This window comes from Streptomyces glomeratus, assembly GCF_021462825.1.
Lineage (GTDB): Bacteria > Actinomycetota > Actinomycetes > Streptomycetales > Streptomycetaceae > Streptomyces > Streptomyces glomeratus.
In genome coordinates this window covers 92,832-114,593 of the sequence record NZ_JAKEEB010000001.1, presented here as the reverse complement: position 1 = coordinate 114,593, position 21,762 = coordinate 92,832, and the positions used below count along the sequence as shown (strand labels likewise).

The following is a 21,762-nucleotide window of genomic DNA, read 5'->3' as shown; positions in this document are numbered from 1 at the left end:
CATGTCCATGACCGGCAGGCGACGCACCAGCTCCTCCCCCGCCCTCCCCCCCGTGCAGGGCTCCGTCCGCAGAGCAGCGAGTCCCCGTGTCAGGGCGGCCCTGCTCTCCACGGGCGCGCTGGTGGCGGTCGCGTCGATCGCCGCCGCGTGCGGTGTCGTCCCCGGGACCACGGGGGGATCCGGGGACGACACCGTGACCGTCATGACCTGGGCGCCGGAGAAGACCTCGGCGACCAACAAGCCGGGCATGCCGGCCATGGCGAGGGCGTACGCCCGCTACGTCAACGCGCACGGCGGACTCGGCGGCCGCAAGCTCAACGTTCTGACCTGCAACGACCACAACGACTACGTGGGCGCGGCGAAATGCGCCCGAACCGCCGTCAAGGAGAACGTCGTCGCGGTCGTCGGCTCCTACAGTCAGTACGCGTCCTCCTTCCTGTCCCCGCTGGAGTCGGCGGGCATCCCCTACATCGGCGGCTACGGGCTCACCGACGACGAGTTCAAGAGCGTGCTCTCCTATCCCGTCAACGGCGGTCAGCCCGCGCTGCTGGCCGGACTCGGCGAGGAGCTGGGCGGGAAGTGCGGTCCCGTGGCGCTGGTGCGGCCCGACACCATCGCCGGCGACCAGCTTCCGCTGCTGCTCGACTCCGGGCTGAAGGCGGGCGGCCACGATCCGGTCGTCGACGTGCGCGCCGCCGAGGACGCCACCGCCCTCGACGTGCAGGCACAGGAGGCACTGCAGAAGGCGACCGCGAACCCGCAGAAGAAGGGGTGCGTGGTGCCCTCCCTCGACGAGCGCACCGGCACCTTCATGGACTCCTTCCGCCGGCTGAGCGACGGGTACCCGGCGGTGGGCACGGCCTCCGTGCTCGGCAGCGTCGACCAGTCCGCCATCGACGCGTCGGGTGGCAAGTCGGGGCCCTACGAGGGCGCGTACGTCACCAGCTGGTACCCGGAGGCCTCCGACGCGCGCTGGGACCCGATGAAGAAGGTGATCCGCGAGCAGGCCTTCGGCGACAACCGGATCGATCCGGCGGACGCCGGGGTGCAGACCACCTGGATCGCGTACACCGTCCTGACGAAGGCGGTCGAGTCGCTCGGCAACGGCGAGGTGACGGCGCGGACGATCCGCGCGGCCCTCGACAACGGCCTGCAAGTGGACACGGGCGGTCTGACGCCGTCCCTGAGGTGGCGCTTCCAGGACCTGACCGCGGTCGTCGACTTCCCGCGCCTGATCAACTCGGACGTGACCTTCCAGGTCGTCCGTGACGGGCAGCTGGTGGGGGCGCGCAAGGGCTTTGTGAACGTGTCGAAGACGCTGGAGAACGCGACGAGCGAGTAAGGGGCCCCGCCCCGGCACCGGGTGAGGCGCCCCGGCCCCCGGCCCCCGGGTGGGGCGCCCTACCACGAGAACCGGGTGAGGCGCCCCGTGGCGGTCACAGCTGGGTCGGCTGGCGCTGGGTCAGGCCGTACTGCTGCGCGATGGCGTTCCACAGCCCCGCGGCCTTGGCCTTCTGGGCGCTGGCGGTGCCGCTGGCCCGGTTGCCGGCCGCGGTCTGGCCGGTGGTGCGCGCCTGGCCCTTCTTGCAGCCCTTCTTGTTGCCCGAGACCTGGTCGGCCCAGGCGGCGTAGTGGGTGTCGGCGGCCGCGGACGCCTTCCAGGCGTTGGTGAGCGCAGCGGTCAGCTCGCCGTGACCGGGGAGCTTGTCCACCGCGAGCCCGGACAGCCGGGTGACCAGGTCGTTGCGCTGCTTCGCCGCGTCGCGCAGGGCGCCGGCGGCCTGGTCGAGGTTCTGGCAGCCCTTGACGTCGGCCACCGCCTTGATCACCGTGCCACGGCTGTTGCCGCTGTCGGCGAGGAGCTTGTCGAGCGCGACGGCCTGCGCCTTGGCGGGGTCGGCCGGAGAGGACGAGGAGTCCGTGGCCGGTCCGGTCGCCGCGACGGACGTGCCGTGGTTGTCCTTGCCGTCGCCGCCCCCACCGCTGAGCAGGGCGCCCGCCCCGATGCCGAGGACCACGATGCCCACGCCGATGCCCGCGAGGAGCGGGATGCGCGAGCGGGTACGGCCGCGGCCCTCGTCGCCACCGCCTGGTTCGGGCGCCCAGCCCGCGGGCACGCCCGGTGCGCCCGCCGCGTCGAACCGCGGCAGGTGCTGGGTGGACTCGGCGCCGCCCGAGCCGTCGCGGAAGAGGTTGTCGAACACGGCGGGCGGCTGACCGGCGGCGCCGGGGGCGGCCGGCGGCGCGCCGTAGGGGGCCGGGCCCGGCTGCCCGGGCACGGGCGGGAGGTACTGGGTGGCCTGCGCGTCGGGACCGGCGGCGGAAGGCATGGCTCCGGCACGCCCGAGGAACCGGGTCGCGTCGTCCGCCGGCATCTCCGGCGGCAGGGCTCCCGCGCCGACCGGCGGGAGGAACTGCGTCGCGCCCTCGTCGGGCGCGGGGGTCACCGGGGGGATGTACTGCGTGGCGCCCTCGTCCGCCGGCGGCAGGGGCGCGGAGGGCGGCTGGTGCGGTACGGCCTGGGCGCCGGGCCGTCCGTGCGTCCCGTACGGGGACGGCTGCGCACCCTCGGGCGGCAGGGGCCCGGCCCCCTGCTGCGGCGCGGGAGCGGTGCCCCAGGCCGTCCGCGGGTCGGTGGCCTCCCAGGACTGCTGCGCACCCCAGGACTGCCCCGCGTCGGCGCCGCCCCAGCTCTGGGCGGGCGGCGTCTGGGCGGGCGGCGTCTGGGCGGGCTGCCCCGGGCCCCACGGCTGGCCCCAGCTCTGTCCACCTGCCGGGGCGGCCTGGCCGTCGTGGCCGCCCGCCGGGACGGTGGAACCGTTCGTCCCGCCCGTCATGCCCGGCAGCAAGGGCTCGCCGCCGTCGGAGGGCAGCACGATGCCTTCGCGCGCGGGTCGCGCCGAGGGCTCCTCGCCCTGTCCACTCTGCGTCACCGGGACTCCTACGAATGGGGGAACCTACGGAATCGTCGGCTCACGCTACCGGGTCCCCGGAGCCGGGTGCCACGCAGCAGGGGCGGAGCGTCCCGCCGAGGGGCGGGGGAACCGCGCGAGCAGCCACAAACCACCCGGCAGCGACCTACGACGACGCCCGACCGACGGCATGGCGCCCCGGGCAGCGGGGTCCCGGAAGGGTCACAGCAGCCAGACGCCCAGGCCGGCGATGGCAAGGCCGATCGTGAGGATCACCGGCCCGACCGCGTGATCGCCCCACTTCCTGCGACCTTCGAGGCGCCGCATGCCGAGGGACACGGCCCCACCGGCAATGACGATCACGCACCCGGCGATCACGACGAGCGCCGCGAAGAAGGGACCCCAGCCCGGGTCGTAGTTCGGGTTGTTGTGCGCGACCCCTGCCAGGATCACGTCCCCGAGCTCACCGTGCACAGATCACTCGCCCGCTTTCTCGACGTCCTCGGCCAGGTTCTGGAAGTCCGACTCGATACCGGAGCCGGCCGCGTAGACCGCCGTGTTGAGGCCGGTGCCGAAGGAGTCCTTGTACGCGGCGTCGGCGAGCTTGCCCCTGTCGCCTAGGTTCTCGCCACCGAGGCTGCCGTGTTCCTCCATGTGATGGAAGTGGGCGTCGCCGGCGGCGTTTCCGACCGCTCCGGTCACAGCGTTCGTCGCCGCGTCCCACCCGATGGTCGCGCCGTCCTGGTGGTTCCATACGTCAGCCGTGAGGCCGCCGCTGATGTTGCCCAGCGAGCCGTTGACCGCGCTGCCGACCCGGCCCTCGCCGCCGAGAACCCTGCCGACCGCGCCCGTCAGGTGGGCGCCCTCGGCCAGCGCCGCGCCGCCCGTTGTGAATGCGGCCGTGCCCAGGGCTTCCTTGCCGGCGGTGGAGAGATCCTGGCCCACCGTGATCGGCTGCCCGTTGAGCGCCTGGTTGAGCATCATGCTGCCCGAGTCCGCCACGAAGTTCGTGGCAAAGCTCTCCGCGCCCTTCTTGAGGAACTTCGCACTGAATTCAGCCACCTTGGTGAGCACCCTCGCCAGCGCCGCCGCCCCTTCCTCGCTGAGCGCGCCGAACCGCTCCAGCAGGGCCGCCACCTTCTCAGCGGCCGAGGTGAAGAGCTTCACCAGGTCGACGATCCTGGCGACCCGCGCGGCCACGGCCGTGTTCGCGACGAGGTCGGAGAGGAAGCCGGTGAAGAAGGACAGCGCCGCGCCGGCCACCTCCATCTCGGCAATCTCGACGCAGATGTCGATGATCTCCTCGTTGATCTTGTCGATCTCGTCGGCGTACGCCCGCAGCCCGTCGGCCACCTGGTGGAAGTTGCGCGCGACGTCCTCGATGACGCGCTTCTGCTCCCCCCAGTGCCTCTCGAAGGCATCGCGGGCCTCACCGTGCCAGCCCTGCTTGTCCACGCCCCCGATGGCGACGTCGATGGCATGCACGATCTCTGTCAGCTCGGTGCCCATGGTGTCCCAGGAGCGGGCAATCGAGCGGAGCGTGTCGCCGTTGCCGCCCGGGAGCTCCACGCCGCAGGCCTGGAGGATCTCCAGAACCTTGCCGTCGATCCAGCTGTTGATGCTCACGCCGGGCCTCCTGCCGGCTGGGTCGCGGCACGAAGGTGGTCCATGGCGGTCCGGTCCGAGTCCTTGTAGTTGGCGGCGTTGAGACGCAGCCGGTCGCCGTCGCTGGTGAGCACCCCGGGCAGGTGCCCGAGTGCCTCGATGGTGCTGTTCAGCAGCGTCTGGTACTTCTCCGCCGCACCGTCGCAGGCGCCGAGCAAGCCGAAGGCCTCTCCGATCTCGGATGCGGTCGCCGCGAAGTCGTTGATCGGCTTCGCCAGGCCCTTCGCTTCCCTGTCGAACTTTCCAGCAAGGTCGGTCAGCGTGTCGGGGTCGACACCGAACTGGCTCATCCCGCTCCCCCGTCGTCGAGTACATGGACAGACCAGCAGTACTGGAGGCAGCGATCAGCCGGGAAGGGTGGTTTGCGGGTTCAAGACGCGATGATGTCGCGCTCTTTGGCCAGACGATCCACCATCTTGAAGTCGCTGGTGTCATGCGCCGGAAATCATGAGAATCGGTTGGTGCCTTCTTTGCCCGGTGCATCGAGGCCCTGCTGCCGAGCGGCGTACGGCTGAGCGGCCGGCGGGGCCTGAGGACGAGGGCCCCATCGGTCGGCCGAAGTCCGAGCTGGTTCCGACCGAGGCGAGCGGACCCGGTTGGTTGGGCCGGGCGAGGCGGGGGAAGACCGCCCAGTGCCTCGCGCTGCGGGCGAAGATCGTGCTGCGGTGCGCCGAGGGCGTGACGAACAGGCAGGTCGCCTGCACGTCCGTCACGCCACCACGCTCCTGCGGGCCCTGCCCGGGTCGCCGCGGCCGGTACCGGGCACGCGACCCCGCCGGGACTACGCCGCCGCTGCCAGCTCCATGCGGGCCCCGAACTCCCGTACCACCGCCTCCTCGCGGTACGGCTCCAGCCGCTGCTGCAGGTCCTCCAGATACTCGGCGCCGCGATTGGAGCGCAGGGAGGCGAGCAGTTCCACGGCCTTCAGGCCGGTGTGGCAGGCCTGTTCCACCTCGCGCTGCTGCACCTGGGCGGTGGCGAGCAGCACATAGCCGATCGCCCGGCGCCTGGCCCGTGACTCGGGGTGCCCGGCGAGGGATTCCTCCGCGCGCCGCGCCGCCGCCTCGGCCTGTCCCAGGTCCCGGTGGCAGTGGGCCAGTTCGTCCGCCAGATACGCATGGTCGAAGTGGGCGATCCACGCCGGGTCGTCCCCGGACGCCGTATCGGCCGCCTCCAGCGCCGTGACCGCGCGCCCCGCCGCGAGCTGGGTGGCGCGCACATCGCCCATCAAGGCGTGCCCCCGTGCCTCGGCGGCGTGGAACATAGCCTCCGCGCGCGGGGTGACCCGCCCGCGCGCCCCCTCCTGGGCCGCGCGCGCCAACTGTGCGATCTCACGCGGGTTTCCGAGCTGCGCGGCGAGGTGACTCATGGAGGCCGCGAGCACATAGCCGCCGTAACCCCGGTCGCCCGCCGCCTGGGCGAGCCGCAGCGCCTGGATGTAGTACCGCTGGGCGAGTCCGGGCTGTCCGGTGTCGACGGCCATGTACCCGGCGAGCTCGGTCAGTCGCGCGACCGCGGCGAACAGTTCGCGCCCCACGGCCTCCCGGTAGGAGCCGGCCAGCAGTCCCGAGACGACACTGTTGAGGTAGTGCACGACGACGGGGCGCACATGCCCGCTGCCGTACTGGTGGTCCAGCTCCACCAGCGCCTGGGTCGTCGCGCGCACCGCGGCCACGTCCGACGGGCCCACCCGAGGCCCGGCCGACCGGGCGACCTGCGCGTCCGGCGCGGAGATCAGCCAGTCCCTGCTCGGCTCGACCAGCGCCGACGCGGCCACCGACGAGCCGGACAGGAAGTCCCGGCGGCCGACGTCGCTGCGCCACAGCTCGCAGACCTGCTCGATGGCGCCGAGCACCGTCGGCGAGAACTGCAGGCCCACGCCGGACGCGAGGTTCTTGCCGTTGGCCATGCCGATCTCGTCGATCGTGACCGTGCGGCCCAGCTTGCGGCCCAGCGCCTCGGCGATGATCGCCGGGGCCCGGCCCCTCGGCTGCTGTCCGCGCAGCCAACGGGCCACCGACGTCTTGTCGTAACGCAGGTCGAGGCCGTGTTCCGCGCCGCACATGTTGACCCGGCGGGCCAGTCCCGCGTTCGAGCAGCCCGCTTCCTGAATGAGTGCCTGCAGCCGTTCGTTCGGCTGTCGCGCGACGAGTGGCCTTGCGGCCATGGCGTACCCCCTGTGGCTGCGGTGCCTGCTCATGCACCGAGTTGACGTGTCTTCAGCGGACGGACCGCAGGAGCACCCTTCGTGTGCACCGAAAAGATCCGGCCTTGAAGATCGATGCCCAGCGGACATGCCTCTGATGCGAGACATGCGAGGATTGCCGGGGTAAAGACTGATGCCGTACCCCTCCACCTGGTTACCCACCCCCCGCTGCCGTTCCTCTCGCGCGCCCCCACCCGTGCATCCATGCGCCCCGCCCACGGAAACGGTGCTCCTCCCCGGCGCATGTGGGACAAAGGGGGCATGCCCAAAAAGCATTCCCCGAGCGGGAGATGGCTCCCGGTAGGCGGGCGTAACCCCGCGTGACGGCTAGAGTTGAGTTCATCGTGGAAGAGACCATCGCGGGCCCTGAAGCTGCCCACATCCCGAAGCAGCGCGGCGACTCACTCCTGGAAGCCGCGGTTCGTTACATCGAGGAACGCCACTGGGAGGTGTTCCCGGGAACGTGGCTGGAAGCCGTGGACGGGATGCACCGCTGCTCCTGCGGTCAGCCCACGTGCCCCACGCCCGGCGCCCATCCGGCACGCGAGGACTGGGCGACGCAGGCGACCGGGAGTGCGACGGTCGCACGCCGTCTGTGGTCCAAGCAGCCCACGGCGTCCATCCTGATGCCCACCGGACGCACCTTCGACGCCGTCGACGTCCCGGAGACGGCCGGCTTCCTCGCCCTCGCACGCATGGAGCGGATGGAGCTGACCCTCGGGCCGGCGACACTGACGCCGGACCGGCGCATGCAGTTCTTCGTCCTCCCCGGCGGTTCGGCGAAGGTTTCCGACCTGGTGCGGAACCTGGGCTGGTCGCCGTCCTCCCTCGACCTGGTCACCCTCGGCGAGGGCGGGTACGTGGCAGCGCCGCCCACCCGGTACGGATCTCGGGGGGCCGTGCAGTGGGCCTGCCGGCCGACGCCGGCGAACCGGTGGCTGCCGGACGCGGAGGAGCTGATCTCTCCGTTGGCGTACGCGTGCGGCAGGGACAGGTAGGCGGTACGCGGCAGCGTCCGTGGGACGCGGGTTCCCCGGCGGCTGCCGGTCCCCCGTCGTGATCGCTCGCCCCACGGGGCGGCGCCGCAGGACGGTCACCCTCCCGCGCCCCTGCCGGGGCGCGCCTCCCCCTAAGGTGCTCCTATGACCGAGGGAGCAGGGGCGGGCGCGACCGCCGTACGGGTGCAGGGGCTCTGGAAGAGGTACGGGGAGCAGGTCGCCGTCGCGGGCATCGATCTGGAGCTGCCCGCCGGGCGGTTCATCGGGCTCGTCGGGCCGAACGGCGCCGGGAAGACGACCACCCTGTCCATGGTCACCGGGCTGCTGCGACCCGACCAGGGAACCGTCGAGATCGCCGGGCACGACGTGTGGCACGATCCGGTCGCGGTCAAGGCCCGTATCGGCGTACTGCCCGAGGGCCTGCGCCTCTTCGAGCGCCTCTCCGGACGCGAACTGCTCGCGTACACGGGCAGGCTGCGCGGACTGCCCGGCACCGAGGTGGACAAGCGGGCCACCCAGCTCCTCGACGTCCTCGACCTCGCCGGGGCCCAGCACAAGCTCGTCGTCGACTACTCGACCGGCATGCGCAAGAAGATCGGGATGGCCGCAGCCCTCCTCCACAACCCGGAAGTCCTCTTCCTGGACGAGCCGTTCGAAGGTGTGGACCCCGTCTCCGCGCAGACCATCCGCGGCGTCCTGGAGCGGTACACCTCCTCCGGCGCCACCGTCGTCTTCTCCTCCCATGTCATGGAGCTGGTCGAGTCGCTGTGCGACTGGGTCGCGGTCATGGCCGCCGGGCGCATCCGCGCGCACGGGCCGCTCGCCGAGGTGCGCGGCGGCGCGCCCACGCTCCAGCAGGCGTTCCTCGAGCTGGTCGGTGCGCGCGCCCGCAGCGCCGGCACCGACCTCGACTGGCTCGGCGGCGGCGCCCGATGAGCACCGCCGAGCTCACCGCCACCGTCGTACGCCTCAAGCTGTCCCTGCTGCGCAACGGGCTGCGGCAGTCCGCGGGGCGGCGGGCCGCGTACCTCACGTCCGTAGTCGTCGTGATCCTGGTCGCCGCCCTGCAGCTGATCGGTCTGATCGCCCTGCGCGGCAGCGCGCACGTGACCACCATCGCCGTCCTGCTGGCCGAAATCCTGGCGCTGGGCTGGGCCGTCATGCCGCTGTTCTTCCCCAGCGGGGACGAGACGCTGGACCCGACCCGCCTGGTGATGCTGCCGCTGCGCCCGCAACCGCTCATACGGGCCCTGCTGGCGGCGTCCCTGGTCGGCATCGGGCCCCTGTTCACGCTGTGTCTGCTCGCCGGTTCGGTGCTGGCCGTGGCGCACGGGGCGGCCGCCTACGCCACGGCCGTCGCCGCCGTCGTCCTCGCCCTGCTGGTGTGCGTGGCGCTCGCACGGGCCGTCGCCGCCGCCAACGTCCGGCTGCTGACCAGCCGCAAGGGCCGCGACCTGGCCGTCCTGAGCGGGCTCGTCGTCGCGGTCGGCACCCAGCTCGTGAACTTCGGCGCCCAGCGGCTGGGAACGGCCGGACTGGGGCGGCTGGACCCGGTCGGAGACGTGCTGCGCTGGATCCCGCCCGCCTCCGCGATCGGCGCGGTGGACTCCGTGAGCAAGGGCTCCTACGGCACCGGGCTCGCCCAGCTCGCGCTGAGCGCCGCCGCCGTGGCGGGGCTGGGGACCCTGTGGTCGCGCAGTCTGACGAAGCTGATGACCGCCCCGGACGCATCCACACTCCAGGCCGCCGACCCGGGCCCCCGTGAGCGCGGCTCGGCGGGGCTGTCCCGGCTGCTGCCCCCGGGCCGCACCGGCACGGTGATGGAGCGCAGTCTGCGCTATGTGTGGCGCGACCCCAAGACCAAGGCGGCATGGGTGACCTCGCTCGCGATCGGGCTGATCGTGCCGGTCTTCAACGCCCTCCAGGGCACCGGCTCCCTCTACTTCGCCTGCTTCGCGGCGGGGATGCTCGGCATCCAGATGTACAACCAGTTCGGCCAGGACACCTCCGCCTTCTGGATGGTCGCGATGACGATCTCCTCACCCCGGGATGCCTACGCCGAACTGCGCGGCCGTGCGCTGGCCCTGCTGCTGATCACCCTGCCGTACGCCACCCTCGTCACCGTCGTCACCACCGCGCTGCTCGACGACTGGCCCAAGTTGCCCGAGGTGCTCGGCCTGTCCTTCGCCCTGCTCGGCGCGATGCTGGCCACCGGCGCCTGGTCCTCGGCCCGCTTCCCGTACTCGATCCCGCAGGAGGGCTACAAGAACGTGGCTCCCGGGCAGGCCGGGCTCGCCTGGATCTCCATCCTCGGCGGCATGGTCTCGGCGGCCCTGCTGTCCTCACCGGTGATCGCGGCCACGATCTGGCTGAACGTCACGGCGGGCGGAGACCGGTGGAGCTGGCTGCTGCTGCCCGCGGGTGCCGCGTACGGGGCGCTGCTCCTCCTTCTCGGCCTGCGCCTCGCGGCTCCCCGGACGGCACGACGGCTGCCGGAGATCCTGGCGGCGGTCAGCAAGGGCTAGGGGTTTCTCCGGATCAGCCCGGGTCCCGGCGGCCGTCGTCGGCGGGCCGGCAGGTGCGGTCAGCGGCCGGGCGCCCCGTCAGGACGGGATGAGCAGGCCGTCCAGGAATGGTTCGATCGCGCCGCGCCACGCCTCGGGCTGGTCGTAGTGGACGAGGTGGCCGGCGTCGGGCACCTCCGCGTACCGGCCGTGCGGCAGGACGCGCACCATCTCCTGGGCCTCCGCACGGCCCAGCTCGCCGTCGACACCACGGACCACCAGGGCCGGGCACAGCACCTGTGCCAGTTCCTCCCAGTGCGCGTCGTACACCCAGGTCTGGCGGGACTTCAGCATCTGCTCGGGTTCGAAGACGGGACGCCAGCCGTCCGCGGACTCGGCCATCACCTCGGCATAGAACGCGCCGCGGGCCGGATTGGGGCGCTCCACCCAGGGGTCGTCCTCACCGAACCACTTGCGGACGTCGGCGAGTGTGGCGAAGGGCAGGGGCCAGGACTTGAACCAGCTCTCCCACTCGCGCTGCGAGGCGGCGCCGAGCGCGGAGGCCCGCATATCGCAGATGACCAGGCCGCGGACCAGATCGGGGCGCTTGGCGGCGAGCTGCCAGGCGGTCAGGGCGCCCATGGCGTGGCCGATGAGGACGGCCGGGGCGAGGCCGAGCTGTTCGACGGCGGCCTCGGCGTCGTCGACATAGTCCTCGCGGGTGTAGTCGCCCTCGGGCGGTTTGCCGCTCCGGCCGTGACCGCGCTGGTCGAGCGCGACGGCGCGCCGGCGCTCGGACAGCCAGCGGGCTGTGGCCGCCCAGTGCGAGGCGCGCCCCATGAGCCCGTGCAGTAACAGCACGCCGGGCACACGCTCGCTCTCCCCGGTCTTGGGAGGGTCGGCGAACTCCCATGCGGCGAGGCGTACGCCGCCCGCTCCCGTCACGTCGATGCGCCGCACCATCCTCCAGGCACCCCCCCTGCTCCGCTCGGACCGCTCGCCCCGCTTCGCGCGGCCGGTCCACGCGCTCGTCCTGCTGCCGCTGTCGTCCTGCTGCCGCTGTCGGCCTGCTGCTCCTGCTGTTTCTGCTGCGTCTGACGCACAGTGCGCCGGTTGTTACAGCGCACGGTCCGATGAGACCGTCACGCCCACGCTATCGAATGGCTATTCGAAAATGCGGTTTCCGGCGGCAACACCCCTCCTTCGAGTGACCCCCCTCGATGATTGGCCGTCGTCTGCGCGGGGAGATCTTCTGCGGGAGGCGGACCGCTCGGGGAAAACCGGTCCGAGGGGGACGACCCTGAGAGCTCGGGGCTCCGGGTCGGAACAGGGGAGGACAGGCCCCGGCGCCCAAGGGCGCCGGGGCTCACCCCATGCCCGTGGCACATCCGCCCGCCCCCTTCCTGACCAGGCGACATCCCTGTCACCCACCGGCCAAGAGCCCTCAGGTCATATGCCCCATGCGACAGCCTCGCACGCGAACGGCCAAAGCGCTGCGATTCCACACACTGAATCTTGGTTCCGGCGGGATCGCAAGACCGCCACAACTGCCTCTCGAGTCACAGGAGTTGGCGGACGCGGCGTGAAAGCCGCGTGTGCCAGGGTGCTTGAGGGCCGCGGGGGCCCGTACGGCTCTCGACGCGGGAACCGCTCAGCGCTTGGCCACGAACACGTGGGACGCGATGTCCGACGCCAGCTCGGCGGCCTCCCCGCCGCTGCCGACCAGAACACCGCCCGCGGACTCCGTCACGCTGACCACCGAGCCGGGCTGCACGCCGGCCCGCCGCAGCGTGTACATCAGCTGCGCGTCCGTCTGGATGGGCTCGCCGATGCGCCGCACGACGACCGTCTTGCCGTCCGTGCCCGGGTCGAGGTCGGCCAGCGAGACCATGCCCTCGTCCAGGAACGGGTCCGCGCCGTCCTTCTCGCCCAGCTCCTCCAGGCCCGGGATCGGGTTTCCGTACGGCGACTCGGTGGGGTGGCGCAGCAGCTCCAGGACACGGCGCTCCACCGCCTCGCTCATCACGTGCTCCCAGCGACACGCCTCGGCGTGCACCTGCTCCCACTCCAGCCCGATCACGTCGACCAGCAGGCACTCGGCGAGGCGGTGCTTGCGCATCACGCGGGTGGCGAGGCGACGGCCCTCGTCCGTGAGCTGGAGGTGGCGGTCCGCCGCGACCGCCACCAGACCGTCACGCTCCATCCGCGCCACCGTCTGGCTGACCGTCGGGCCACTCTGGTCCAGCCGCTCGGCGATGCGGGCGCGCATGGGGACCACGCCTTCCTCCTCCAGCTCGAGGATGGTGCGGAGATACATCTCCGTGGTGTCGATCAGTCCGGACATACGTGCCCCTCGATGAGATCTGCCGGAGGCTCCACGGCTCACCGGCTCGTGCGCTGGCCCTGGATTCAATTCTGACGCATCCCACCGACAACCGGGGCGCGGCGAGGCAACCGAGGGGTTACGGGGCCCCGGCGGCGGGTACGGGAGCGCGTCCGCCCGCGCGGGTGCCGTGTTGACATCACACTGGTCCAGACCGCAACGTGATCCGCGACACGGGCCGTCACGGGCGCCGGTGCGTGGTCGGTGTGCCGTGTGGGCGCCGTCCGCCGGGATCGAGACACCGAGACTACGAAGGGGGCGCCGCCGATGAGCGAGAGGCCGAGGGGCGAGGAGCCGGGGGGCGGCGAGCGGCCGGGCGGGGAGCCGCGGCAGGGGAGCACTCCGGCCGAGCGGTTCTTCGACGCGGCGATCGGGTTGCTACGGCGGGTGCGGGACGAGGAGGCGGAGCCGATCGCCGCGGCGGGGGCCCTGATCGCGGACACCGTCGCCTCCGGCGGCCGCCTCTTCGCCTTCGGCGCGGGGCACTCCTCGCTGGCCGCACAGGACCTCGTCTACCGTGCGGGCGGCCTCGCCCTGATGAACCTGCTCGCGGTCCCCGGTGTCGTGGGCGTCGACGTCATGCCGGCCACCCTGGGCTCCGCCCTGGAGCGGGTCGACGGCCTGGCGAGCGCGGTGCTCGACTCCAGCCCGCTCCGGTCCGGCGACCTGCTGGTGATCATCTCCCTCTCCGGACGCAACGCGCTCCCGGTGGAGATGGCCATGAACGCCCGCGCCCTCGGCGTCAAGGTCATCGGGGTGACCTCGGTGGCGTACGCCTCGAAGACGAAGTCGCGGCACGCCTCCGGCACGTACCTCAAGGACCACTGCGACCTCGTGCTCGACTCGAAGATCGCGGTGGGGGACGCCGAGCTGACCCTCGACACCATCCCCGCGCCCTTCGCCCCCGCCTCCACCGTCGTCACCACGGCCCTGCTCCAGGCGGTCATGGCCACGGCCGCGGCCGACCTCGCGGGCCGCGGCATCGAGCCGCCGCTGCTCAGATCGGGGAACGTCGACGGCGGCCACGAGTGGAACGTGCGGGTGCTGCGGGAGTACGGCGACCGGATCTTCTACCGGCAGCAATAGCCTGCCGCACCCACCGTGCCGGGCCTGGCTACCCCGCGTCCTGAGCCAGGTCGGCCAGGTCCAGGGCGGCGGCGATCCGTACCGCCACGTCCTCCCCGTAGACCGCGTCGGCGCGTTCGAACCGGCTGCGTCCGGCGCCCCGCAGAAACGTGACCACCCCCAGCGTCCGGCCCCGGCTGCGGAGCACCGCGCACAGCGCGTGGACCGCGTCCGGGGGCCACTGCCGGGCGAGCGCCCACTCCCGTGCCCGCTCCGGGTCCAGCGCGCCCGCGCCGGCCCGCACGCATCCGGCCCGCTCCACGCACTGGAGGGCCGGGTGTCCCTCGGCGTACCGGACGGGCAGCCCGGCCTTTCCGCCGATCAGGCTGGGGCCGGGTGCGCCGGCCGGTGTCTCGGCGGCCCGCACCAGGCGTACCGGGCCCTCCCCGTCCGCCACCGGACCGCCCGCCACCCGGTCGAGCACGGCGTGATCGGCGAATCCGGCGAGCGCGAAGTCCAGATGGACGGTGGCCGCCTCCGCCGGGTCCTCGCACTCGGCGGCCGCCCGCGCGGCGCGGTGCAGCTGGCTGGCGCGAAAACGCAGCAGCGCCGCCTCCTGCTCGCTCTGCTTGGCCTCGGTGACGTCCTGGAAAAGCCATCCCACACCCAGCGGAGCCGGTTCCTCCGCGAGCGGGGTGGCCAGCCGTACGAAGCCGCTGCGCCAGCACCGCCGCTTCTCGCCCTCCGCCGTGCGCACGCTCACCCACATCTCGGCCGGTGCGGGCGGGGCACCCTCGGCGAGCACATGCGTCAGCGCGCTCTCCAGCTCCTCGATCCCCTGCGTCAGCAGCTCTCCGAGCGGCCGTCCGAGCACGGCCGTGCGACCGATGCCGAGCGCCCGGGCGGCGTGGGCGTTGACGACGGCGGGCCGCAGGTCGGCGTCGACCAGCACCACGCCCCAGCTCGCGTCCTCGAACAGGGCCTCGCTGAGCGCGATGGAGCGCTCCAGGTCGATCTGCGCATGGACCTCGCTGAAGGCGCAGTAGACCCCGGCGGGCTTCCCGTCGGGGCCTCGCACGGCGGCGGACTGGGTACGCACCAGCACCCGCCCGCCGTCCTTGGTGAGCAGCGCGAACTCATGCACCTGACGTCCGGGGGCCCGCATCGCGGACATCAGCCACGCCTCGACCTCCGCGGCGTCCGCGCTCCGCACGGCCCAGCCGGCGAATCCGTGCCGCCCCACGGCCTCGGCGGCGGCCCAGCCGAGAATCCGCTCGGCCTCGCGGTTCCAGTGGGTCACGACCCCCTCGGCGTCGAAGGCGCACAACGCCGCGTCCATCCCGTCGAGGAGCGCGGCCAGAAGATCGGAACCGTCTCGCTCGGGCTCGCCCGGACCCAGCTCGTCCGTGGTCCCCCTACGCCTGGAAGCACTCACCTGGAACCCCCTGCAGGCTGCTGCGTCCGTACGTACGGCGCTTGTCCCCTCACTGCCTCTCATTCAACTCGAACGTGACCCAGCACACATACGCTTCGGAAAAGATTCGACGAAATCGTTGCCTCGGCTCCGGCCTCGTTCCCGGCGTGCGGGGAACCGCTCCGAGCAGCGCCGCCGGTCTTTAGGAAAAAAGCCGTTGAACGGTCGCGAACCGGTTCTTAGGGTGGGGAGCACCGAAGAAAGGAGGTGGTTCGGAGCATGTACGCACACCGGACGTCGGAGGTGGCTGCGGGCTAGCGGCCCGTCACCACACCCGTTGCGGTGCCGGACCAGCGCGTATGCGATACGTGCAGCCGGCCTAATCCAACGCAGTCACCCGACCCGCGAGCTCGCCGGTACGTCCGGCCGGCTTCTCCGCCGCCAGGCGGGGGGACCAGAGCTCGCGGGTCGTCTGCGTTCGGGGCGGATTCAGGGGCTGAGCCGCTCCACCCGCCAGCTCCCGTCGGGTTCCGCGACATAGCGGAGCCGGTCGTGGAGGCGGTTCGCACGCCCCTGCCAGAACTCGACGGTCTCCGGGACGACGCGGAAGCCGCCCCAGTGCGGCGGGACCGGGACCTGGGAGTCCTCCGGGTAGCGGGCGCTCAGCTCCTCGTAGGCGGTCTCGAGCTCGGCCCGGGTGCGGATGACCGAGGACTGGGCGCTGGCCCAGGCGCCGAGCTGGGAGCCGTGGGGGCGAGTGCGGAAGTAGGCGGCGGTCTCGTCGCGGCCGGTGCGGTGCGCGGTGCCGATGACGATGACCTGGCGGGCCATGGGGTGCCAGGGGAAGAGCAGCGAGATGCCGGGGTTGGCCGCCAGGTCCTGGGCCTTGCGCGAGTCGTAGTTGGTGTAGAAGACGAAGCCCTGGTCGTCGTACTGCTTCAGGAGGACCGTGCGCGAGCTGGGACGGCCGTCCGCGTCCGCGGTGGAGACCACCATCGCGTTCGGCTCGTAGATCATCCCGGCCACGGCGGCCTGCGCGGCCTGCTTGAACCAGAGGGCGAACTGGTCCATGGGGTGAGCGGCGAGCGAGGTCTCGTCGAGTCCCTCGGCGCGGTAGTGCGCCCGCATCTCGGCGGGGTTGTGGGCGAGTTCCTCGGCGGGGCCTTCGGCCGCCCGTTCGACGATGGGTTCGAGGACGGGTTCCGCGGCGGCCGAGGCCGCGGCCGCGGCGGCCTCGGCGGCACAGAGGGCCTCGGCGGAGGGGACGGCGGGCCGGGCGGGGGATGCGGATCCGGCTTCGGCTGCGGGTTCGGATGCCGGTTCGTCCGGGCGGCGGTCGGTCACGCCGTCATCTTGCCGCATTTTCCGCGGCTCCCCGAGAGGGGTGCGGTTCATCACTGCGTGGCACTGAGTGCCGCTTGCTCTCCCCAAAGGTGACACCCGGGGATATCGTGCTGATGCCGTTCGGATGGGGTGACCGCCGACCGATCGGGGCATCACCGGAGTGACCGTTTTGGACCGCGAGTCTTCGAGAACGACCGTGAAAGACCGTGGAACCGGGATGGGCACCCCACGTCCCGCAGCCGACGTCCACCGCCCGAGTCCGTCCCACCGGGCCGGGGACCGGGGCCGACGGGAATTCCACCGACCACATCCGCCGCACACATCACGAGGAGCCGCCTGATGTCCGACTTCGTACCCGGGCTCGAAGGAGTCGTCGCGTTCGAGACGGAGATCGCCGAACCGGACAAGGAGGGCGGTGCCCTGCGGTACCGGGGCGTCGACATCGAGGATCTGGTCGGCCACGTCTCGTTCGGCAATGTCTGGGGGCTGCTGGTCGACGGGGCATTCAACCCCGGGCTGCCGCCCGCCGAGCCGTTCCCCATCCCGGTGCACTCCGGTGACATCCGGGTGGACGTGCAGTCGGCGCTCGCCATGCTCGCCCCCGTGTGGGGCCTGAAACCGCTCCTCGACATCGACGTGGAGCAGGCCCGCGAGGACCTCGCCCGCGCGGCCGTCATGGCGCTGTCGTACGTCGCCCAGTCCGCCCGTGGCCAGGGGCTGCCGATGGTGCCGCAGCGGGAGATCGACAAGGCCCACTCCGTCGTCGAGCGGTTCATGATCCGCTGGCGGGGCGAGCCGGACCCCAAGCACGTCGCGGCCGTCGACGCCTACTGGACGTCGGCCGCCGAGCACGGCATGAACGCCTCCACGTTCACGGCCCGGGTGATCGCGTCCACGGGCGCGGACGTGGCGGCCGCGCTGTCGGGTGCCGTGGGTGCCATGTCCGGACCGCTGCACGGCGGGGCGCCCTCCCGTGTGCTCGGCATGATCGAGGAGATCGAGCGGACCGGGGACGCGGAGGCGTATGTGAGGCAGGCCCTGGACCGCGGCGAGCGGCTGATGGGCTTCGGGCACCGCGTGTACCGCGCCGAGGACCCGCGGGCGCGAGTGCTGCGCCGCACGGCCCGGGAGCTGGGCGCTCCCCGCTTCGAGATCGCGGAGGCTCTGGAGAAGGCGGCCCTTGAGGAGCTGCACAACCGCCGCCCCGACCGTGTCCTCGCCACGAACGTGGAGTTCTGGGCGGCGATCATCCTGGACTTCGCCGAGGTCCCCGCGCACATGTTCACATCGATGTTCACCTGCGCCCGGACGGCCGGCTGGTCGGCGCACATCCTGGAGCAGAAGCGCACGGGCCGCCTGGTGCGCCCGTCGGCCCGCTATGTGGGCCCCGGCCCGCGCAGCCCCCAGGAGATCGAGGGCTACGCCGCCATCGCCCGCTGAACCGGACCCTCGTCCGCCGGCCCGGGCGTACGGCGCCCGGGCGTGCGGCGTCCCGTGGGGTCACGCGGGTGTGAGCAGGGCCCCGTGGTGGCGTTCGGCGGTACGCGGATGGGCCCGGAGCTTGCCCTTGAGCTCGTTGTAGCCGTACTCGGCGAACAGCGGGTTGGCCGGGTCTGCGGTGATGCCGGGTGCGGCGGAGGCACCCGGGAACGGCAGCGGCTCGATACGGGCGTCCAGGCGCGGGTTGAAGAAGAACGGCACCGAGAACCGCTCGGTGGCGCCGGGCGGGCTGACCACCCGGTGGTTGGTGGCCAGCAGATAGCCGTCGGTGGCCACCTCCAGCAGTTCGCCCAGGTTCACCACGAACGCCCCCTCCAGCGGCGGCACGTCGTGGAACCGCCCGTCCTCGCGCTGCACCTGCAGCCCGCCGACCCGGTCCTGGAGCAGCAGCGTCAGGAAGCCGTAGTCCTTGTGCGCGCCCACTCCCTGGTCGGCGCCGTCGTCCGCGCTGCCCGGGTAGCGGACCAGCTTGAGGTGGGGATGGGCGCGGTCGCCGAAGACCGGGTCGTAGAAGTCGGGGGCCGCGCCGATCGCGGCGAGCAGCTCGTGCAGCAGCCGCTCGGCGACCTTGCCGAGCCGGTCGATCCAGGCGAGCGCGGCGGTGCGCAGCTCGGGAAGGGCCGCGGGCCACTGGTTGGGGCCCTGGAGCCACCAGTAGGGGGCCTCGCCCGGACCGGGGGCATGGACGGGCCGTTCCGCGCCTATGTCGAGCTGGTCGCGCCAGTCGCGGGCGCCGGCGGTGCGTTCGTCGCCGATGCGCGTGTAGCCCCGGAAGTGGGGCGAGTTCGCGTTGTCCAGGGCGAGACGGTCCGCCTCGGGCAGGGCGAAGAAGGCCCGCATGGCGCCGAGCAGGGCCTCGGTCTCGGCCCGGCTGACACCGTGCCCGACGAGCTGGAAGAAGCCTACGTCGTGGGCGGCGCTGTGGAGCTGCGCGTGGAACAGCGCCCGGGCCTCGGGGCCACGGTCGGCGGCGGAGAGATCGATGATCGGGAGTTGGTCGTACGACGGGTTCGTCATGAGGTGCGTCCGCAGGGTGTACGGGGGCACGGGGCGGCCGCCGGGGGTGGGGCGGGGCCCCTGGCTGCCACGGAAGGAGGAAGAGGGGGCTGGATCAGGCGGAAGGCCGACAGCCCATGCTCGTGACGCGCACGTAGTCCACGTGCCGGCGTCGGACGAGCATCGGAAGCATGGGCCAAGGGTAACGCTCCCCGGCCGCGCTCCCGGTGCCTGTTCGGTCACACCCGCCGGCTCAGCCCAGTGCCTCCTCCAGCAGGGCCCCCCACTGCGCGACCACCCGTTCCCGTCGGGCGGCGTCGTCCGTGAGGAGGTTCGCAAGGCCCAGGCCGCGGGCCATGTCCATCAGCCCCTGCACCGTCTCCCGCACGCCGGGCCGGGACTCGTCGGCGCCCAGCAGATCCACCGCGATGCGGTGCGTCTCACGGCCGACGCGGGCCTCCAGTTCCGTCACACGCGAGCGCAGCTGCTCCTCGTTGGAGGCGGCGACCCACAGCTGCAGGGCGGCGCGGAACAGCGGCCCGGTGTAGAGGTCGACCAGCGCCGCGACCACCGCACAACGGTCGGCGGCACCCCCGGGGAACAGCGCCCTCAGCGCCGTGGAGCGCTCCTCGGCCACGTACTCCACGGCCGCCGTGAACAGGTCCTCACGGGTCGGGAAGTGGTGCTGGGCGGCGCCGCGGGAGACGCCCGCGCGTTCGGCGACGACGGAGACCGTGGAGCCCGCCCAGCCGTGTTCGGCGAGGCACGCCACCGCGGCTTCGAGCAGCCGTTGCCGGGTGACCCTGCTGCGGTCCTGCTTCGGAACGCGTTCGGCCGTGCTCACACCACCCATACGGGATCCCGTCTCTCGAGGAAGGCCGTCATCCCCTCGCGGGCCTGCGGGGAGGCGAACAGCCGGGCCGAGAGCGCGGTCAGGTCGGCCGCGTCCCGGTCGAAGGTCTCCAGCACAGTAGCCGTGAGCAGCCGCTTGGTCTCGGCCAGACCCTGCGGCGAGGCCCGGCGCAGTCCGGCGAGCACCGGAGCGAGGACTTCGTCGACGTCGGTGCCCGAGGCCGTGAGCAGTCCGGTGCGCACGGCCTCGGCGGCGCCGAAGCGCTCACCGGTGAGGTAGTAGCGGGCGAGTGCGCGAGGGTCCGTGCGGGGCAGCAGGGGCAGGGAGATCACGGCGGGGGCCACCCCGATGCGGACCTCGGTGAAGGCGAAGGTGGCGCCGGTGGAGGCGGCCGCGATGTCGCAGGCGCCGAGCAGGCCGAGGCCGCCCGCCCGTACGTGCCCGGTGACCCGGGCGACGACGGGTGTGCGCAGCTCGACGATCCGCCGCAGCAGCCCGACCAGCGCGTCGGGGTGCGGGGGGTCGCGCAGGTCGGCGCCCGCGCAGAAGGTGGTGCCGGTGTGGGTGAGGACCACGGCGCGTACGTCGTCGTCCTCACCGCACCGGGTGAGCGCGTCCGCCAGGTCCCCGACCAGCGCGGCCGAGAGGGCGTTGCGGTTGCCGGGCGAGTCGAGGGTGAGGGTGGTGATGCCGCGGTCGTGCGTGGCATGGACGAGTTCGGTCACGGCTGCTCCCCGGGTGCCGGCGGACGATCTTTCTAGTACGACTTCGGAAGGCCGAGGCTCTGGTGGGAGACGTAGTTGAGCACCATCTCCCGGCTCACGGGCGCGATGCGGGCCACGCGCGCGGCCGTGATGAGCGAGGCGAGCCCGAACTCGCGGGTGAGGCCGTTGCCACCGAGGGTGTGCACGGCCTGGTCGACGGCCCGTACACAGGCCTCGCCCGCGGCGTACTTGGCCATGTTGGCGGCCTCGCCCGCGCCGATGTCGTCGCCCGCGTCGTAGAGACGGGCCGCCTTCTGCATCATCAGCCGGGCCAGCTCGAGGTCGATGTGCGCCTGCGCCAAGGGATGCGCGATGGCCTGGTGGGCGCCGATGGGCGTCTTCCAGACGGTACGGTCGCGCGCGTACTCGACGGCCCTGCCGAGCGCGTACCGGCCCATCCCGATGGCGAAGGCCGCCGTCATGATGCGCTCGGGGTTCAGACCGGCGAACAGCTGGAGCAGCCCGGCGTCCTCGTCGCCGACGAGCGCGTCGGCGGGCAGCCGTACGTCGTCCAGGACCAGCTCGAACTGCTTCTCGGCCGCGTTGAGTTCCATGTCGATGGGCCGCTTCTGGAAGCCCTCGGCGTCCGTCGGGACGATGAACAGGCAGGGTTTGAGCCGTCCGGTGCGGGCGTCTTCGGTGCGGCCGACGATCAGCACCGCGTCGGCCATGTCCACACCGGAGATGAAGACCTTGCGGCCGGTGAGCAGCCAGTCCGCGCCGTCGCGCCGGGCCGTGGTGGTGATGCGGTGGCTGTTGGAGCCGGCGTCGGGTTCGGTGATGCCGAAGGCCATGAGCCGGGTGCCGTCGGCGAGTCCGGGGAGCCAGGCGTGTTTCTGCGCCTCGGTGCCGAAGCGGGAGATCACTGTGCCGCAGATGGCCGGGGAGACGACGAGCATGAGGAGGGGGGAGCCGGCGGCGCCGAGTTCCTCGAGGACGATGGAGAGTTCCGTGATGCCGCCGCCTCCGCCGCCGTACTCCTCGGGCAGGTTGACGCCGAGGTAGCCGAGTTTCCCGGCATCGGACCAGAGTTCGGCGAGGGGTTTGCCTTCGGCGACGGTGCGGGTGAGGTATTCACGGCCGTAGCGCCTGCCGAGGGCGGCTACCGCGGTTCGTAGTGCCTTGTGCTCTTCGGACTCGATGAGGGTGGTCATGCGA

19 protein-coding genes are annotated in these 21,762 nt (G+C 72.4%); 6 read left to right on the top strand and 13 right to left on the bottom strand.

Annotation, left to right across the window (positions count from 1 at the left end; all coding sequences use genetic code 11):
* The first annotated feature begins 7 nt into the window (after positions 1–7).
* Positions 8–1,342: an ABC transporter substrate-binding protein gene (locus tag LZ604_RS00520; protein ID WP_234511229.1), complete on the top strand. Its 1,335-nt coding sequence runs from the start codon at positions 8–10 to the stop codon at positions 1,340–1,342.
* 94 nt (positions 1,343–1,436) lie between these two features.
* On the opposite strand, the gene LZ604_RS00515 is transcribed toward LZ604_RS00520, so the two are convergent.
* The 5 genes from LZ604_RS00515 to LZ604_RS00495 all read right to left on the bottom strand — a co-directional run bounded on the left by LZ604_RS00515 (position 1,437) and on the right by LZ604_RS00495 (position 6,744).
* The gene (locus LZ604_RS00515; RefSeq protein WP_234511227.1) at positions 1,437–2,933 is read right to left on the bottom strand and encodes a hypothetical protein; all 1,497 of its coding nucleotides are present in this window, start codon (positions 2,931–2,933) and stop codon (positions 1,437–1,439) included.
* Positions 2,934–3,134: 201 nt separating this feature from the next.
* A complete protein-coding gene (locus LZ604_RS00510) occupies positions 3,135–3,365 on the bottom strand; it encodes a hypothetical protein (RefSeq protein ID WP_234511225.1) in 231 nt (76 codons plus the stop codon).
* A gap of 24 nt (positions 3,366–3,389) precedes the next feature.
* Positions 3,390–4,538 carry a WXG100-like domain-containing protein gene (locus LZ604_RS00505; RefSeq protein WP_234511220.1) on the bottom strand — a complete coding sequence of 383 codons (1,149 nt, stop codon included), beginning with the start codon at positions 4,536–4,538 and terminating at the stop codon, positions 3,390–3,392.
* Positions 4,535–4,867, bottom strand: coding sequence for a type VII secretion target (locus LZ604_RS00500; RefSeq protein WP_234511218.1), 333 nt, complete (start codon positions 4,865–4,867; stop codon positions 4,535–4,537). Before LZ604_RS00500 ends, LZ604_RS00505 begins: the two co-directional genes overlap by 4 nt.
* Before the next feature lie 491 nt (positions 4,868–5,358).
* Positions 5,359–6,744 (bottom strand): NsdA family TPR-like regulatory protein, encoded by a 1,386-nt coding sequence (locus LZ604_RS00495; RefSeq protein ID WP_234511216.1) that lies wholly within the window; start codon positions 6,742–6,744, stop codon positions 5,359–5,361.
* A 383-nt stretch (positions 6,745–7,127) separates the two neighbouring features.
* Here LZ604_RS00495 and LZ604_RS00490 point away from each other — a divergent pair, with 383 nt between their 5' ends.
* From LZ604_RS00490 to LZ604_RS00480, 3 genes are all read left to right on the top strand, one after another.
* Positions 7,128–7,781 carry a bifunctional DNA primase/polymerase gene (locus LZ604_RS00490; protein ID WP_234511213.1) on the top strand — a complete coding sequence of 218 codons (654 nt, stop codon included), beginning with the start codon at positions 7,128–7,130 and terminating at the stop codon, positions 7,779–7,781.
* Between the two features lie 144 nt (positions 7,782–7,925).
* Positions 7,926–8,717, top strand: coding sequence for an ABC transporter ATP-binding protein (locus LZ604_RS00485; RefSeq protein ID WP_234511211.1), 792 nt, complete (start codon positions 7,926–7,928; stop codon positions 8,715–8,717).
* Positions 8,714–10,306 (top strand): transporter, encoded by a 1,593-nt coding sequence (locus LZ604_RS00480; protein ID WP_234511209.1) that lies wholly within the window; start codon positions 8,714–8,716, stop codon positions 10,304–10,306. The genes LZ604_RS00485 and LZ604_RS00480 overlap by 4 nt, the downstream gene beginning before the upstream one ends.
* A gap of 78 nt (positions 10,307–10,384) precedes the next feature.
* Here the strand turns inward: LZ604_RS00480 and LZ604_RS00475 are convergent, their stop codons facing one another.
* Entirely contained in the window at positions 10,385–11,248 is an 864-nt protein-coding gene (locus tag LZ604_RS00475) for an alpha/beta fold hydrolase (protein ID WP_234511207.1), read from the bottom strand.
* A gap of 688 nt (positions 11,249–11,936) precedes the next feature.
* Positions 11,937–12,629, bottom strand: coding sequence for an iron-dependent transcriptional repressor DtxR (locus LZ604_RS00470; RefSeq protein WP_234511205.1), 693 nt, complete (start codon positions 12,627–12,629; stop codon positions 11,937–11,939).
* Between the two features lie 306 nt (positions 12,630–12,935).
* On the opposite strand from LZ604_RS00470, the gene LZ604_RS00465 reads away from it, so the two are divergent.
* Positions 12,936–13,754 (top strand): SIS domain-containing protein, encoded by an 819-nt coding sequence (locus tag LZ604_RS00465; protein WP_234511202.1) that lies wholly within the window; start codon positions 12,936–12,938, stop codon positions 13,752–13,754.
* A 28-nt stretch (positions 13,755–13,782) separates the two neighbouring features.
* Here LZ604_RS00465 and LZ604_RS00460 read toward each other — a convergent pair whose 3' ends face one another.
* Entirely contained in the window at positions 13,783–15,168 is a 1,386-nt protein-coding gene (locus LZ604_RS00460) for a PAS domain-containing protein (protein WP_234511200.1), read from the bottom strand.
* Positions 15,169–15,636: 468 nt separating this feature from the next.
* Positions 15,637–16,275 carry a pyridoxamine 5'-phosphate oxidase gene (pdxH, locus tag LZ604_RS00455; protein ID WP_234511883.1) on the bottom strand — a complete coding sequence of 213 codons (639 nt, stop codon included), beginning with the start codon at positions 16,273–16,275 and terminating at the stop codon, positions 15,637–15,639.
* A 555-nt stretch (positions 16,276–16,830) separates the two neighbouring features.
* Between pdxH and LZ604_RS00450 the strand changes: the two genes are divergently transcribed.
* Positions 16,831–17,931 carry a citrate synthase 2 gene (locus LZ604_RS00450; RefSeq protein ID WP_234511198.1) on the top strand — a complete coding sequence of 367 codons (1,101 nt, stop codon included), beginning with the start codon at positions 16,831–16,833 and terminating at the stop codon, positions 17,929–17,931.
* A 60-nt stretch (positions 17,932–17,991) separates the two neighbouring features.
* On the opposite strand, the gene LZ604_RS00445 is transcribed toward LZ604_RS00450, so the two are convergent.
* The 4 genes from LZ604_RS00445 to LZ604_RS00430 all read right to left on the bottom strand — a co-directional run bounded on the left by LZ604_RS00445 (position 17,992) and on the right by LZ604_RS00430 (position 21,758).
* Positions 17,992–19,008 carry an isopenicillin N synthase family dioxygenase gene (locus tag LZ604_RS00445; RefSeq protein WP_234511195.1) on the bottom strand — a complete coding sequence of 339 codons (1,017 nt, stop codon included), beginning with the start codon at positions 19,006–19,008 and terminating at the stop codon, positions 17,992–17,994.
* A 232-nt stretch (positions 19,009–19,240) separates the two neighbouring features.
* A complete protein-coding gene (locus LZ604_RS00440; RefSeq protein ID WP_234511193.1) occupies positions 19,241–19,840 on the bottom strand; it encodes a TetR/AcrR family transcriptional regulator in 600 nt (199 codons plus the stop codon).
* Positions 19,828–20,565, bottom strand: coding sequence for an enoyl-CoA hydratase family protein (locus LZ604_RS00435; protein WP_234511191.1), 738 nt, complete (start codon positions 20,563–20,565; stop codon positions 19,828–19,830). Before LZ604_RS00435 ends, LZ604_RS00440 begins: the two co-directional genes overlap by 13 nt.
* Before the next feature lie 32 nt (positions 20,566–20,597).
* On the bottom strand, positions 20,598–21,758 hold the full coding sequence (locus LZ604_RS00430) for an acyl-CoA dehydrogenase family protein (RefSeq protein ID WP_234511189.1): 1,161 nt from the start codon (positions 21,756–21,758) through the stop codon (positions 20,598–20,600).
* Positions 21,759–21,762 lie beyond the last annotated feature (4 nt).

What these genes read in the sequence shown, in the direction of transcription:
- LZ604_RS00520 (WP_234511229.1), top strand. Translation starts at nt 8, where the DNA reads ATGACCGGCAGGCGACGCACCAGCTCCTCCCCCGCCCTCCCCCCCGTG.
- LZ604_RS00500 (WP_234511218.1), bottom strand. Translation starts at nt 4,867, where the DNA reads ATGAGCCAGTTCGGTGTCGACCCCGACACGCTGACCGACCTTGCTGGA.
- LZ604_RS00495 (WP_234511216.1), bottom strand. Translation starts at nt 6,744, where the DNA reads ATGGCCGCAAGGCCACTCGTCGCGCGACAGCCGAACGAACGGCTGCAG.
- LZ604_RS00485 (WP_234511211.1), top strand. Translation starts at nt 7,926, where the DNA reads ATGACCGAGGGAGCAGGGGCGGGCGCGACCGCCGTACGGGTGCAGGGG.
- LZ604_RS00480 (WP_234511209.1), top strand. Translation starts at nt 8,714, where the DNA reads ATGAGCACCGCCGAGCTCACCGCCACCGTCGTACGCCTCAAGCTGTCC.
- LZ604_RS00475 (WP_234511207.1), bottom strand. Translation starts at nt 11,248, where the DNA reads ATGGTGCGGCGCATCGACGTGACGGGAGCGGGCGGCGTACGCCTCGCC.
- LZ604_RS00470 (WP_234511205.1), bottom strand. Translation starts at nt 12,629, where the DNA reads ATGTCCGGACTGATCGACACCACGGAGATGTATCTCCGCACCATCCTC.
- LZ604_RS00465 (WP_234511202.1), top strand. Translation starts at nt 12,936, where the DNA reads ATGAGCGAGAGGCCGAGGGGCGAGGAGCCGGGGGGCGGCGAGCGGCCG.
- pdxH (WP_234511883.1), bottom strand. Translation starts at nt 16,275, where the DNA reads ATGCGGGCGCACTACCGCGCCGAGGGACTCGACGAGACCTCGCTCGCC.
- LZ604_RS00450 (WP_234511198.1), top strand. Translation starts at nt 16,831, where the DNA reads ATGTCCGACTTCGTACCCGGGCTCGAAGGAGTCGTCGCGTTCGAGACG.
- LZ604_RS00445 (WP_234511195.1), bottom strand. Translation starts at nt 19,008, where the DNA reads ATGACGAACCCGTCGTACGACCAACTCCCGATCATCGATCTCTCCGCC.
- LZ604_RS00440 (WP_234511193.1), bottom strand. Translation starts at nt 19,840, where the DNA reads ATGGGTGGTGTGAGCACGGCCGAACGCGTTCCGAAGCAGGACCGCAGC.
- LZ604_RS00430 (WP_234511189.1), bottom strand. Translation starts at nt 21,758, where the DNA reads ATGACCACCCTCATCGAGTCCGAAGAGCACAAGGCACTACGAACCGCG.